Source organism: Leifsonia araucanica (assembly GCF_051161895.1).
Taxonomy (GTDB): domain Bacteria; phylum Actinomycetota; class Actinomycetes; order Actinomycetales; family Microbacteriaceae; genus Leifsonia.
Genome location: NZ_JBMBTW010000002.1, coordinates 367,715 through 380,729, shown reverse-complemented (window position 1 = coordinate 380,729; position 13,015 = coordinate 367,715). Strand labels below are relative to the sequence as shown.

Here is a 13,015-nt window from a genome sequence, read left to right as displayed (position 1 = left end):
CTGGATGCGGCCCGAACGGCAGCCGTCAGCGAGCTATCCGGCGAATCGGAACGTGTTGGTGTCCCTGCGCACGAACCCGACGGACTCGTAGAGCCTGATCGCCGCCACCCTGGACGGGCGGGAGGTGAGGTCGAGGGTGCGGATGCCGAGTTCGGCCGAGCGGGCGATCATCGCCTCGAGCAGGCTCCTGGCGACACCGCGGCCGCGGGTGCTCTCGTCGACGACCACGTCGTCGATGTGACCGCGGAGGCCGGTCGGAATGGCGTACGCGACCAGCGTCGCCATACCGACGATCGCGCCGTCGAGGCGGGCGACGAACAGGGTCGCCGCCTCGCTCGCCACGACGCGCTCCAGGAGCGCCCTGTCGAAGGTCGCGCTGGACGAGAGCTGCGGGAGCAGCGTGACGACAGCATCCACCAGCTCGTCGTCGACGACTGAGGCGACCTCGATCACCGCGGACGGCTGGCCGCTCACGCGTCGGCCTTCGCGCCTGCACGCCACCGGATGCCCGCGGCGATGAAGCCGTCGAGGTCTCCGTCGAAGACGTTGGCGGGGTTGTTGACCTCGTAGTCGGTGCGCAGGTCTTTGACCATCTGGTACGGCGCGAGCACGTAGCTGCGCATCTGGTCGCCCCAGCTGGCGGTGATGTTGCCTGCGAGCTCCTTCTTCGCCGCAGCCTCCGCCTCGCGCTGCAACAGCAGCAGGCGGCTCTGCAGCACGCGCATGGCGGCGGCGCGGTTCTGGATCTGGCTCTTCTCGTTCTGCATCGAGACCACCGTTCCCGTGGGGAGGTGGGTGATGCGGACGGCGGAGTCCGTGGTGTTGACGGACTGGCCACCCGGGCCGGACGACCGGAACACATCCACCCGGATGTCGTTGTCCGGGATCTCGATCGACTCGGTCTCCTCGATCAGCGGGATGACCTCGACCGCGGCGAACGAGGTCTGGCGCTTGCCCGCCGAGTTGAACGGGCTCATCCTGACCAGGCGGTGCGTCCCCGCCTCGACGGACAGCGTGCCGAAGGCGTACGGCGCGTCCACCTCGAAGGTGGCCGACTTGATGCCCGCCTCCTCCGCGTAGCTGGTGTCCATGACCTGCACGGGGTACTTGTGCTGCTCGGCCCAGCGGAGATACATGCGCAGCAGCATCTCGGCGAAGTCGGCGGCGTCCACACCACCGGCGCCCGCGCGGATCGTGACGACGGCTGGGCGCGGGTCGTACTCGCCGTTCAGGAGCGTCTGCACCTCGAGGTCGCCGAGGCTCTTCTGCAGCGACTCGAGCTCGGTGCGCGCCTCGGCGGCGGTGGCTTCGTCGCCCTCGCCGTCGTTGGCCATCTCCACGAGCACTTCGAGATCGTCGAGCCTGCGCTCGATCGAGGTGATGCGGGCGAGCTCGGACTGCCGGTGGCTGAGCGCGCTGGTGATCTTCTGGGCGTTCTCGGTGTCGTCCCAGAGGTCGGGAGCGCCCGCCTGCTCGCTGAGCGAGGCGATCTCGGCGGTGAGCGCGTCCACGTTCACCACGGAACGGATGTCGGCGAACGTCGAGCGCAGTTCGGCGATCTGCTGGGAAAGATCGATTTCAATCATGTCGCCGACCAGCCTACCGGGGAGGTCCGGCCGCCGGGGCCCCGCGCATCCAGTTGTAGTGTGTTAAAGAAATGACTTCCGACGAGCGACCCTTCTCTTTCCGGTCCGTGGCGCTCGCCGCCTTCCTCCCCACGCTGCTGTTCTCCATCGGCGAGGGCGCGATCATCCCGATCATCCCCATCGCGGCGGGCAATCTCGGTGCGAGCCTGGCCATCGCGGGCTTCATCTCCTCGATGGTGATGCTCGGCGAGCTGGCCGGGGACATCCCGAGCGGCTGGGTGGTGTCGCGGATCGGCGAGCGCGCCTCGATGATCTACGCCGCCGTCGTCGCGATCCTCGGCGTCGGCGTCTGCCTGGTCGCTCCCAACTACTGGGTGCTCATGGTCGGGATCTTCGTGGTCGGCCTGGCGACGGCAGTGTTCGCCCTCGCGCGCCACGCGTTCATGACCTCGTACGTCCCGCAGCGCTACCGCGCCAGGGCGCTGTCGACGCTCGGCGGCATCTTCCGCTGTGGCTGGTTCGTCGGACCGCTGATCGCCTCGCTCGTGATCAGCATCACCGGCTCGACGCAGTCGGTGTTCTGGATCTTCATCGTCAGCTGCCTCGGCTCGGTGGTCGTGCTGATCGTTCTGCCGGACCCGGAGAAGATGTTCGGGCCGAGCCCGGCCGCGGCGGTCGAGGGCGGCGAGGTGCTGACCGCAGGGGAAGAGGAGGCGGAGGAGCGCACGCACGGCCTGTTCCGCACCATCTGGTCGTTCAGGGCCGTGCTGGCCAGGATGGGCACCGGCGTCGCGCTGATCGGCGCCATCCGGTCGGCCCGCACCGTGCTGATGCCCCTGTGGGCCATCAGCATCGGCCTGAGCGAGGCGAACACGGCGCTCATCATCGGCATCGCCGGTGCCGTCGACTTCGCCCTGTTCTACGCGAGCGGGCAGATCATGGACCGCTTCGGGCGGATGTGGAGCGCCCTGCCGTCGATGCTCGGCCTGGCGCTCGGCTTCCTCACGCTCGCCTTCACCCACGACCTGGATGCGCGCGTCGCCTGGTACATCGGCGTCTCGCTCTTCCTCTCTGTCGCCAACGGCATCGGCTCCGGCATCATCATGACGCTCGGTGCCGACCTCGCCCCGAAGGATCAGCCTGCCCCGTTCCTCGGCGCGTGGCGGTTCGCGGGAGACGCCGGCCAGGCGGCGGCCCCGCTGCTGGTGTCCCTGCTGACGGCCGTGGTCTCCCTCGCCTTCGCCAGCGGCGCGATCGGTGTGCTCGGCTTCGTCGGCGCCGCGATGCTCGCCCGGTACATCCCCCGCTACGTCCCGCGCCGCGCCCGGCCGAGCGAATAGCTCTCTCCCCCTTCGCGTCCGCGACGGAATAGTCTCGGTGCAACAGTGTTGAGGTGTATGCAAACGCATACACCTGCGACACGGGATGAGGACAGTATGAGCACGAAGCTCGAACTCGGGATCGACACGTTCGGCGACGTCACCAACGACGCGGACGGCCAGCCGCTCCCCCAGGCGCAGGTGCTGCGCAACGTGGTGGCGGAGGGCGTGCTCGCCGACCAGGTCGGCCTCGACTTCATCGGCGTCGGGGAGCACCACCGCAAAGACTTCGCCGTGTCGGCGCCCGAGGTGGTGCTGGCCGCCATCGCCGGGCAGACCGAGCGCATCCACCTGGGTTCGGCGGTCACCGTGCTCAGTTCGGACGACCCCGTGCGGGTGTTCCAGCGCTTCGCCACGCTCGACGGCGTCTCCGGCGGCCGCGCGGAGGTCATCCTCGGCAGAGGGTCGTTCATCGAGTCGTTCCCGCTCTTCGGCTACGACCTCGGCCAGTACGAGGAACTGTTCGAGGAGAAGCTGAACCTGTTCACCGAGGTGCGCAAGCAGGAGCCGGTGACGTGGACGGGCGCTCTCCGCGCATCCCTCGACGGCCAGTCGGTGTACCCGCACCTGGAGAACGGCCTGCTGAAGACCTGGATCGGCGTGGGAGGAAGCCCGGAGTCGGTCGTCCGCGCCGCCCACTACGGCCTGCCGCTGATGCTCGCGATCATCGGCGGAGGCCCGATGCGCTTCAAGCCGCTGGCCGAGCTGTACCGCAACGCGCTCGAACAGTTCGGCGGAGACACCACCCTCCCGATCGGCGTGCACTCCCCCGGCTTCATCGCCGCCACCGACGAGGAGGCCAAGGAGACGCTCTGGCCGCACTACGAGGCGATGACCAACAGGATCGGCCGCGAGCGCGGCTGGCCGCCCGCAACCCGCGCACGGTTCGAGCACGAGGCGGGAGAGGACGGCGCCCTGTTCGTCGGCTCGCCGGAGACGGTCGCGAAGAAGATCGCGTACACCGCCAACGGGCTCGGCATCGAGCGCTTCGACCTCAAGATCAGCAACGGCACCCTCGGCCACGACCACCTGATGAAGGCCATCGAGCTCTACGGCACCGAGGTCGCCCCGCGCGTGCATGAGCTATTGTCGTAGCCGCGCCTAGCGCACCGCGGGAGTGGTGAAATTGGCAGACACGCAGGATTTAGGTTCCTGTGCTTTCGAGCGTGAGGGTTCAAGTCCCTTCTCCCGCACCAAGCACCGGACGTCTCCCAGCGGGCGCAGGGACGACGCAGGGACGGCGCAGGGTCAGACTACAGGATGATCTTTTCTCACGGCGTGCACATTCGCATGGTCTCTGCAGGTGGCGGCCACTAAACTCGGCAGCATCCCGCACCGAACGCCCTCTGGAGAATCTTGATCCATCACGCCGGACTCATCCCGTGGCTCGACCCGCACACCATCATCGATGCGGCCGGTCCGTGGGCGCTCGTCGTCGTCGGCGCGATCGTGTTCGCGGAGACGGGCCTGCTCGTCGGGTTCCTCCTACCGGGTGACACGCTCCTCGTCATCTCCGGACTGCTCACGCACACCTCGCTGGTGTTCGGCGTCGACATCTGGTGGGTCTGCCTGGTGATCGCGTTCGGCGCGTTCCTCGGCGGCGAGGTCGGCTATCTGATCGGCCACAAGTTCGGTCCACGGGTCTTCGAACGCAAAGAGAGCGGTCTGTTCAGCATGGAGAACGTGCGCCGCACCAACGCGTTCTTCGACCGCTTCGGCGCCCTCGCCGTGATCGTCGCCCGCTTCGTGCCGATCGTGCGCACCTTCGCGCCCGTCGCGGCCGGCGTCGGGCACATGAACTACAAGAAGTACTCGCTCTACAACGCCATCGGCGCGCTCATCTGGGGCGCAGGGCTCACCTACTTCGGATTCCTCATCGGCTACATCCCGCCCGTCGCCAACTTCGTCTCCAGCTACATCGACATCATCCTGATCGGCGCCGTGCTGATCACGCTGGTGCCCACGCTCATCCACTACTTCCAGTCGCTGCACAAGGCGAAGAAGAAGGCGGCAGCGGCGGCCGAAGCCGGCGAGCCCACCAGCGCGCCCGAGCCCCGGACGACGCCGGACGCCTGACACCCGGACGCCTGACACCCGGACGCCTGATACCCGGACGCCTGACCGCCTGGCCGAGCAGCGTCACGGCTGCGACCGTCAGGCGTGGAACTCGTCCTCGTGGGCGGCGTGCTCCGCCGGTTCCAGCTGGAACGTGGAGTGCTCGACGTCGAAGTGCTTCGACAGGCATCCGGAGAGTTCGTCCAGCAGGTCGCCCGTCTTGCCGGAGCTGAACACCGACGGCTCGACCACCACGTGCGCCGTGAACACCGGGGCGCCCGACGTGATCGCCCAGACGTGCACGTCGTGCACCGCGACCACCCCCGGCGTCTTCCGGATGTGGTCCCTGATCTCCGCCACGTCGGTGTCCGCGGGAGCCGCCTCGCTGAGCACGCGCATCACATCCCGCAGCAGCAGGTATGCACGCGGCACGATGAACACCGCGATCAGCAGCGACGCGATGGCGTCCGCCTGCACGAAGCCGGTGGCCAGGATGACCACGGCCGCGACGATCACCGTCACCGACCCGATCAGGTCGCCGAGCACTTCCAGGTACGCGCCGCGCATGTTGATCGAGTGCCCGGCGGCCGGGCGCAGCAGCAGCAGGGCGCCGAGGTTCGCCACCAGCCCGATGGCCGCGACGATCAGCATCGGGATGCTCTGCACCTCCGACTCGCCCGCCACCAGCCTGCCGATCGCTCCGATGGTGACACCGACGGCGACCACCAGGAGGATCAGCCCGTTGATGAGCGCGCCGAACACCTCAGCCCTGCGGTAGCCGAACGTCTGCCTGTCGCTGGCCGGGCGAGCGGCGACGATGGTCGCGAGCAGCGCCACGATCAGCCCCGTCAGGTCGCTGAGCATGTGCCCGGCGTCCGCGAGCAGCGACAGCGAGCCGCTCAGCCACGCGCCGACCACCTCGACGACCAGAACGGTCGCGACGATCCCCATGGCGATCAGGAGCCGGTTGCGGTTGGCGGAATGCCCGTGGTTGTGACTCATCACCATCAACGGTATGCAGTGGATGCGCGACCCGCCAGATCAGCGGCCTAGATAGGAATGAGTGCCGTTCTCATTCTCACTGCCGAGGCCCGCTGCCGAGCGCTCAGCGCGAGCGCTCCACCAGCGCGGTCAGCGCGGGGACCATCGCCGCGAACGCTCGCGCGCGGTGGCTCTCGGCGTTCTTCACCGCCGGCCCGAGCTCGGCGGCCGTGCTCTCGTGCCCGGCCGGCACGAAGATCGGGTCGTAGCCGTGCCCGTTCGTCCCGCGAGCGGTCCGCGCGATGCGGCCGGGCCACTGCCCCTCCACCACCGTCTCGTCGCCGTCCGGGGTGACCAGCGCGAGCGTCGCCGTGAAGTGCGCGCCGCGCGTGCCGATCGGCAGGTCGGCGAGCTGGTCGAGCAGCAGCCGCAGGTTCGCCTCTGCGTCGCCGTGGGAACCCGCCCAGCGGGCGGAGAAGATCCCCGGTGCCCCGCCCATCGCATCCACGCAGATGCCCGAGTCGTCCGCGAGGGCGGGCAGCCCGGTGTGCGCCGTCGCCGCACGCGCCTTGATCAGCGCGTTCTGCTCGAAGGTGACGCCGTCCTCGACCGGCTCCGGACCGTCGTACGCCACGATCTCGAGGCCGGGGACCGCGTCCCCGAGGATCTGCTGGAACTCGGCAGCCTTGTGCTGGTTGTGCGTGGCGAGGACGACGCGGACCATCAGTCCTGCGCTCCGCCCGGCGTCGCGGCCAGCGCTGCGGTCTGGATCTGGGCGAGGTCGGCCGCTCCGCCGACGGCGAGGTCGAGCAGCGCATCCAATTCGCGGCGGTCGAAGGGCGCGCCTTCCGCCGTGCCCTGCACCTCGACGAAGAGGCCGCGGCCGGTGACGACGACGTTCATGTCCGTCTCGGCGCGCACGTCCTCGACGTATGCGAGGTCGAGCATCGGCTCCCCGTCGATGATGCCGACCGAGACCGCAGAGACCGAGTCGATCAGCGGGGTGGCCTTCTGGCCGATGAAGCGGTGCTCCCGACCCCACTCCAGTGCGTCGGCCAGGGCGACGTACGCTCCGGTGATCGCGGCGGTGCGGGTGCCGCCGTCCGCCTGCAGCACGTCGCAGTCGAGCACGATGGTGTTCTCGCCGAGCGCCTTCATGTCGACCACCGCGCGCAGGCTGCGGCCGATCAGCCTGCTGATCTCGTGCGTGCGGCCGCCGATCTTGCCCTTGACGGACTCGCGGTCCATGCGGCTGTTGGTCGAGCGCGGCAGCATCGAGTACTCCGCGGTCACCCAGCCCTTGCCCTTGCCGGCCATCCAGCGCGGCACGCCGTTCGTGAACGACGCGGTGCAGAGCACCTTGGTGTTGCCGAACGAGATGAGCGCAGAGCCCTCGGCCTGCGTGCTCCAGCCGCGTTCGATGGTGACCGGCCTCAGCTGGTGGGTGGTGCGCCCGTCGGCGCGGATGATGTCGGTCACGGTTTCTCCTCGGTGATGCTGGATGCGGGGATGCTGGATGAAGCGTTTCTGGGTGCTGCGGCCGGCGCGTCGATCACGGGCGCGGCAGCTCGATCACGCCGGTCTGCACGAGGTCGACGGAGGCGACCTGCGGACCGATGAACCGGTGCGCGAGGCGCAGGAAGGTCTCGGTGTCCGCCCCCGTCGCCTCGTAGTGGATGGTCGGAGGCAGCGGCGACGTGCGTTCCAGCCCGCCGCCCACGATGGTGCGGTACACGTCCTTGGCCGTCTCGGTGTCGCTCGACACGAGCGAGACGCCCTCCCCCATCACGTAGGAGATCGCGCCCTTGAGGAACGGGTAGTGCGTGCAGCCGAGCACGAGCGTGTCCACATCGGCGTCGCGCAGCGGCTGCAGGTATTCGGCGGTCACCTGCAGCACCTCGTCTCCGCTGGTGACACCGGCCTCGACGAACTCCACGAAGCGCGGGCAGGCCTGGGTGAACAGTTCGAGCGACGGGGCGGCGGCGAAGGCGTCCTCGTACGCGCGGGAGTTGATGGTGCCGACGGTGCCGATCACACCCACCCTGTTGCTGCGGGTGGCGGCGACCGCGCGGCGCACGGCCGGCTGGATGACCTCGATGACCGGCACGGAGTAGCGCTCCCGCGCATCCCGGAGCATAGCGGACGACGCCGTGTTGCAGGCGATCACGAGCATCTTCACGCCCTGGTCGACCAGGAAGTCGAGCACGTCGAGCGAGAAGCGGCGCACGTCGGCGATCGGCTTCGGCCCGTACGGGGAGTGCAGCGTGTCGCCCACGTAGAGGATGGACTCGTTCGGGAGCTGATCGCGGACGGCGCGTGCGACGGTGAGCCCGCCGACGCCCGAGTCGAAAATCCCAATCGGTGCATCGGTCACAAGAAGCCAGCCTACAACGAGAGCGCTGCCGCGGCCCGGCCGCACGCGGCCTTCGCTAGGCTGAACGGGTGATGGCCTCCTCCGCGTTGCTGACCGACCGCTACGAACTCACCATGCTCGACGCCGCGCTGCTCAGCGGCACGCACGACAGGGAGTGCGTGTTCGAGGCGTTCACCCGCCGCCTGCCCGCCGGGCGCCGCTACGGCATCCTGGCCGGAACGGGACGGCTGCTCGAACTGATCGAGCAGTTCCGGTTCGGAGACGCAGAGCTCGACTACCTGCGCAGCAACAACGTGGTGCGGGATGCGACCATCGACTGGCTCGCGGACTACCGGTTCAGCGGCACCATCTCCGGGTACCGCGAGGGCGAGGTGTTCTTCCCCGGCTCGCCGTTCCTCGTCGTCGACGCGCCGTTCGCCGAGGGGGTGATCCTGGAGACCCTCCTCCTCAGCGTCTTCAACTACGACTCCGCCGTCGCGAGCGCCGCCGCCAGGATGGTCACCGCCGCCGGCGGCCGCCCCGTCGCCGAGATGGGCTCCCGGCGCGCCAACGAGCGGGCAGCTGTGGCCGCCGCGCGCGCCGCATTCATCGCCGGGTTCAGCGCCACCTCCAACCTGGAGGCCGGCCGCGCCTGGGGCGTGCCGACGATGGGAACGGCCGCGCACGCCTTCACCCTCCTGCACGACAGTGAGGAGGACGCCTTCCGCGCCCAGGTGGATGCGCTCGGCCCCGGCACCACGCTCCTGGTCGACACGTTCGACGTCGAGAAGGCGATCGACACCGCCGTCCGCGTCGCCGGCACCGGGCTCGGCGCCGTCCGCCTCGACTCCGGCGACCTGCCGAACCTCGTCCGCCGGGTGCGCGACCAACTCGACGGGCTCGGAGCCGCGAACACCAAGATCACGGTCACCAACGACCTGGACGAGTTCACCATCGCCGCCCTCGCCGCCTCCCCCGTCGACTCGTACGGCGTCGGCACCTCCGTGGTCACCGGCTCCGGACATCCGGCGTCCGGCATGGTCTACAAGCTGGTCGCGCACCGCGAGCACGACGGCACAGGCGAGTGGATCCCGGTGGCCAAGAAGTCCGACGGCAAGGCCACGGTCGGCGGCCGCAAGCATCCGGTGCGGCGGCTGGACGACAAGGGCGTGGCGGTGGCAGAGGCCATCCACGTGATCGAGAAGGGCGCGACGGTCAACGACCGCGGACGCGACCTGCTCGTGCCGCTGATCACCGACGGTGTCGTGCACCGCGAGCACCTGGGCGCGGCGGGGACGGCCGCGGCCAGGGAGCACAGGGCGCTCGCGATGGCGGAGCTTCCCGACCAGGCGTTCCGCGTCGGGCGGGGCGACCCCGTGCTTCCGACGCTCTACGTGTAAAGCGGCTGCGCCGCATCCAGCCGGGCCGCATCCACCCGGGCTGCGCGCCGGTTACTCGTCGCGCAGCTTCTCGTAGATCTCTTTGCAGCTGGGGCACACCGGGAACTTCTGCGGGTCGCGGCCCGGGGTCCACATCTTGCCGCAGAGCGCCTTGACCGGCTTGCCCGTCATGGCGGACTCGAGGATCTGCTCCTTCTTGACGTAGTGCGAGAAGCGCTCGTGGTCACCGGGTTCGATGGCCTCGTTCTGCAGGAGCTCTTCGAGCTCGCGGTCGAGCGTCGCCGTTCCTCCGCCGTCCGGCAGGCCGCCGGGTTCCGAAATGCTGTCGTCGTACATGCCCACCAGTCTACGTTCCACGCGTCGCGCCACAATCGGCTCAGTCGTTGCGGTTGGCGAACGCCATGAGCTCCGGGCCGCGGTGGTCGAAGGCCTTCGCACCGAGGTAGAGGCCGCCGAAGAGGACGCCGAAGCCGAGCACGATGGCCGCCACAGGGGCGATGCCCAGCCAGAACGGGCTGAGCGTCAGGCCCAGCACGAGGAACACGATGATCGGCGACGCGAGGATCAGGATCGCGAAGAAGCTCAGCGCCTGCACCAGCGCCGCAGAGGCACCAGAGGTCTGCGGCTGCGCGAACGCACTGTCGCCCGGCTTGGTGGCCGGATACGGGAAGAGCGCGGAGAACAGGCTGGACAGCCCGAGCCCGATCAGCAGGATGGCGCCGCTCAGCGCGCCGACAGCGGGCAGCACGGCCCAGTCGCCGTACACCGCGGCCGTGATGATCGAGCCGATGATGACCACCGGGATGCCGAACAGGATCGGCGGGAACATCCTGCCCACCCTGTCGGCGATGCCGCGGGTGCCGGAGACGACGTGCAACCAGATGGCGGTGCTGTCGTACGCGACGTCGTTGTGGATGGTCCAGCCGAGGAACAGGCACACCAGCGGCAGCGGCACGAGAGACACGTAGTGGCCCGGGATGCCGGCGAGGGTGAGCGCGACGATCACGAAGATGGGCACGACAGGGATCATCACCAACGAGATCCAGTAGCGGGAGTCGCGTCCCCAGTAGGTCATCGAGCGGGCCGCGATGGCGGCCGTCGGGCCGCCCTTCAACCGGCCGAACCAGCCGAGCCCGTGATACGCCTTGGCGTGCGCCTCGCGCTGCGGGGTGACGAGCATCTTCGCGACCAGCGAGGTCCAGGCGAGCCAGAGCAGGCCGACCGTCGCCGCGGCGATCAGGAGCTTGAGCACGGCGATGCCCCACGCGCCCTCCGCGGCCTCTCCCGGCACGGACCACACGGCGCCGAGCGGCGTCCAGCCGAGCCAGGCCGCGAACCCGGACAGCACGCCGAGGCCGTCGCGTCCCCAGTCGATGGTCATCAGCAGGATGATCACCGGCGCGATCAGCACGATGATCAGGATGCCGATGACCCCGCCGAACTCGCGCGACCGGCGGGTGGCGAGCAGGAACGACGCCACCGACGTCGAGACGCGGCTCGCCAGGACGCAGGTCAGCACCAGCAGCGCGGCGGACACGATCGCGATCAGCGTGGTGCCGGGATCCCGCGACCAGGTGACGACCGTCCCGACGGCGCAGATGGTCAGCACGATGGACGGGATGCCGATCAGCGCGGCGAGCAGCAGCCCGGTCGACAGCTGCCGGTTCGGGATGCCGAACAGCGAGAACGCGCGCGGGTCGAGCGTGTCGTCGACCCCGAACACCAGCGGAAGCAGGAAGAACCCGGCCACGACGATCGAGCCGACGACCACGAGCACGTGGTGCACCTGGGCGACGTCAGGGACGAAGCGGGCGGCGATGAGGCTGCCGACGACCACGAAGGTGACGAAGAAACCGTAGACCAGCCCCACCGAGAGGCCGACGACTTGCCACGGGCTCCGCCGGAAGGCGTTGCCCATGAGGCGCAGCTTCAGTCCGAGAAACTGTGCAACCACTCCATGCCCTCCGCTGCCTTGCGCCCGCCTGCCAGCTCGACGAACCGCTCCTCGAGGGTCTGCTCACCGCGCACTTCGTCGATGGTCCCCGCCGCGAGCACCTTGCCCTGCACGATGATCGCGACGCTGTCGCACACCCGCTGGATGAGGTCCATGCCGTGACTGGACAGCACCACCGTGCCGCCCGCCGCCGCGTAACGCTGCAGGATCTCGATGACGTTCGCCGCGGACACGGGGTCGACGGACTCGAACGGCTCGTCGAGCACGAGGAGGCGCGGCGAGTGGATCATCGCAGCGGCCAGCGCGATCTTCTTGGTCATGCCCGCCGAGTAGTCGGCGACGAGGCGGTCGAGGGCGTCCTCGATGCCGAACGCCGTCGCGAGGTCGGCGGAGCGCGACCGCACGGTCTTGGCGCTCAGTCCGCGCAGCGTGCCGGAGTAGTGGAGCAGCTGGGCGCCGGTGAGCCGGTCGAACAGCCGCAGCTTGTCGGGGAGGACGCCGATCGCGCGCTTGGCGCGGACGGGGTCTGTCCAGGCGTCGATGCCGTGCACGAGCACCCGTCCGGCGTCCGGCCGGAGCAGCCCGGTGATCATGGAGAGGGTCGTGGTCTTTCCCGCGCCGTTCGGCCCGACGATGCCGTAGAAGGAGCCTTCCTTCACGTCGAGCGACACGCCGTCGACGGCGACGGTGTCGCCGAAGCGCTTGTAGAGCCCGGTGACGCTGAGCACGCTCTCGGTGGAGGTGGGCGCCGCCTTCGTCTGGGTGGTGGCAGCAGTGGATGCGGCGGGCGCGTCGACCGCGTCGGGCACGGCAACCTCGGCGGGCGCATCCACCGCAGCAGGCGCAGCCACCTCGGCGGGCGCGGCGACCTCGATCGTCGCGGTCGTCTCGACCGGCAGGGTCGCCTTCGTCGCACGCGGCTTCGTGGTGCGCGGTGCGCGCGGCGATGCGCTGCGCGTGCTCGAACCAGCGGCTGCCGCCGCCGTCTTCGCGCTCGGAGCGCGTTTCACCGCCGCGGGCTTCGCAGCCTTCGTCGGCGGCGAGGAGACACCGTCTCCCTCACCTGCATTCGCGGCCATCTCGTCCCCCGTCCGCTCCCCAGCGCTCGATGTCTTCTGTGTGGTCTTCCGTCTCGGCGTCCCCGGCGTGCGCGCCGTGATCGGCTCGGTGCTGTCGGATGGCGCTTGCTCGGAACTCACGCAGCTAACGTACCAAGACGCCCGGGTCTTCGGAGCCCCACCCAGCCATCTGGAGCGGTCCTGCAGCCTAGGAAAGTCCTGTGAGGTACATAACGACCCAACAACGAC

13 protein-coding genes and 1 tRNA gene are annotated in these 13,015 nt (G+C 69.4%); 5 read left to right on the top strand and 9 right to left on the bottom strand.

The features are described 5' to 3' along the window. Window positions 1-33 precede the first annotated feature (33 nt). Window positions 34-474 carry a GNAT family N-acetyltransferase gene (locus tag ACN6M5_RS01790; protein ID WP_085369477.1) on the bottom strand — a complete coding sequence of 147 codons (441 nt, stop codon included), beginning with the start codon at window positions 472-474 and terminating at the stop codon, window positions 34-36. Continuing rightward, window positions 471-1,586, bottom strand: a complete 1,116-nt coding sequence (gene prfB, locus ACN6M5_RS01785; RefSeq protein ID WP_085369476.1) for a peptide chain release factor 2 — start codon at window positions 1,584-1,586, stop codon at window positions 471-473. The genes ACN6M5_RS01790 and prfB overlap by 4 nt, the downstream gene beginning before the upstream one ends. A gap of 71 nt (window positions 1,587-1,657) precedes the next feature. On the opposite strand from prfB, the gene ACN6M5_RS01780 reads away from it, so the two are divergent. From ACN6M5_RS01780 to ACN6M5_RS01765, 4 genes are all read left to right on the top strand, one after another. Next, entirely contained in the window at window positions 1,658-2,926 is a 1,269-nt protein-coding gene (locus tag ACN6M5_RS01780) for an MFS transporter (protein WP_085369475.1), read from the top strand. Between the two features lie 96 nt (window positions 2,927-3,022). Continuing rightward, a complete protein-coding gene (locus ACN6M5_RS01775; RefSeq protein ID WP_168689179.1) occupies window positions 3,023-4,060 on the top strand; it encodes an LLM class flavin-dependent oxidoreductase in 1,038 nt (345 codons plus the stop codon). Between the two features lie 16 nt (window positions 4,061-4,076). After that, window positions 4,077-4,161: transfer RNA gene (locus ACN6M5_RS01770), tRNA-Leu, on the top strand. 160 nt (window positions 4,162-4,321) lie between these two features. Then, window positions 4,322-5,041: a DedA family protein gene (locus tag ACN6M5_RS01765; protein WP_168689178.1), complete on the top strand. Its 720-nt coding sequence runs from the start codon at window positions 4,322-4,324 to the stop codon at window positions 5,039-5,041. A 78-nt stretch (window positions 5,042-5,119) separates the two neighbouring features. Here ACN6M5_RS01765 and ACN6M5_RS01760 read toward each other — a convergent pair whose 3' ends face one another. The 4 genes from ACN6M5_RS01760 to murI form a co-directional block, all read right to left on the bottom strand. After that, entirely contained in the window at window positions 5,120-6,022 is a 903-nt protein-coding gene (locus ACN6M5_RS01760; protein WP_434948299.1) for a cation diffusion facilitator family transporter, read from the bottom strand. A gap of 103 nt (window positions 6,023-6,125) precedes the next feature. Continuing rightward, complete coding sequence (rdgB, locus tag ACN6M5_RS01755; protein WP_085369470.1) at window positions 6,126-6,725, bottom strand: RdgB/HAM1 family non-canonical purine NTP pyrophosphatase; 600 nt, start codon at window positions 6,723-6,725, stop codon at window positions 6,126-6,128. Beyond that, complete coding sequence (rph, locus tag ACN6M5_RS01750) at window positions 6,725-7,480, bottom strand: ribonuclease PH (RefSeq protein WP_085369469.1); 756 nt, start codon at window positions 7,478-7,480, stop codon at window positions 6,725-6,727. Before rph ends, rdgB begins: the two co-directional genes overlap by 1 nt. Window positions 7,481-7,553: 73 nt before the next feature. Continuing rightward, the gene (murI, locus tag ACN6M5_RS01745; protein ID WP_085369468.1) at window positions 7,554-8,375 is read right to left on the bottom strand and encodes a glutamate racemase; all 822 of its coding nucleotides are present in this window, start codon (window positions 8,373-8,375) and stop codon (window positions 7,554-7,556) included. 71 nt (window positions 8,376-8,446) lie between these two features. Between murI and ACN6M5_RS01740 the strand changes: the two genes are divergently transcribed. Continuing rightward, complete coding sequence (locus ACN6M5_RS01740) at window positions 8,447-9,754, top strand: nicotinate phosphoribosyltransferase (protein ID WP_434952288.1); 1,308 nt, start codon at window positions 8,447-8,449, stop codon at window positions 9,752-9,754. Window positions 9,755-9,805: 51 nt separating this feature from the next. Here the strand turns inward: ACN6M5_RS01740 and ACN6M5_RS01735 are convergent, their stop codons facing one another. Genes ACN6M5_RS01735 through ACN6M5_RS01725 form a run of 3 tightly spaced genes read right to left on the bottom strand, consistent with a single transcriptional unit; the run spans window position 9,806 to window position 12,907 of the window. Then, window positions 9,806-10,090 carry a DUF3039 domain-containing protein gene (locus tag ACN6M5_RS01735; RefSeq protein WP_085369466.1) on the bottom strand — a complete coding sequence of 95 codons (285 nt, stop codon included), beginning with the start codon at window positions 10,088-10,090 and terminating at the stop codon, window positions 9,806-9,808. A gap of 40 nt (window positions 10,091-10,130) precedes the next feature. Beyond that, window positions 10,131-11,708: a hypothetical protein gene (locus ACN6M5_RS01730; protein ID WP_434948298.1), complete on the bottom strand. Its 1,578-nt coding sequence runs from the start codon at window positions 11,706-11,708 to the stop codon at window positions 10,131-10,133. Beyond that, on the bottom strand, window positions 11,684-12,907 hold the full coding sequence (locus ACN6M5_RS01725) for an ABC transporter ATP-binding protein (RefSeq protein ID WP_434948297.1): 1,224 nt from the start codon (window positions 12,905-12,907) through the stop codon (window positions 11,684-11,686). The genes ACN6M5_RS01730 and ACN6M5_RS01725 overlap by 25 nt, the downstream gene beginning before the upstream one ends. Window positions 12,908-13,015: the final 108 nt, after the last annotated feature.

Bases quoted from the DNA above. Each gene is read 5' to 3' on its own strand.
- prfB (WP_085369476.1), bottom strand. From the start codon at position 1,586: ATGATTGAAATCGATCTTTCCCAGCAGATCGCCGAACTGCGCTCGACG.
- ACN6M5_RS01780 (WP_085369475.1), top strand. From the start codon at position 1,658: ATGACTTCCGACGAGCGACCCTTCTCTTTCCGGTCCGTGGCGCTCGCC.
- ACN6M5_RS01775 (WP_168689179.1), top strand. From the start codon at position 3,023: ATGAGCACGAAGCTCGAACTCGGGATCGACACGTTCGGCGACGTCACC.
- ACN6M5_RS01760 (WP_434948299.1), bottom strand. From the start codon at position 6,022: ATGAGTCACAACCACGGGCATTCCGCCAACCGCAACCGGCTCCTGATC.
- rdgB (WP_085369470.1), bottom strand. From the start codon at position 6,725: ATGGTCCGCGTCGTCCTCGCCACGCACAACCAGCACAAGGCTGCCGAG.
- ACN6M5_RS01740 (WP_434952288.1), top strand. From the start codon at position 8,447: ATGGCCTCCTCCGCGTTGCTGACCGACCGCTACGAACTCACCATGCTC.
- ACN6M5_RS01735 (WP_085369466.1), bottom strand. From the start codon at position 10,090: ATGTACGACGACAGCATTTCGGAACCCGGCGGCCTGCCGGACGGCGGA.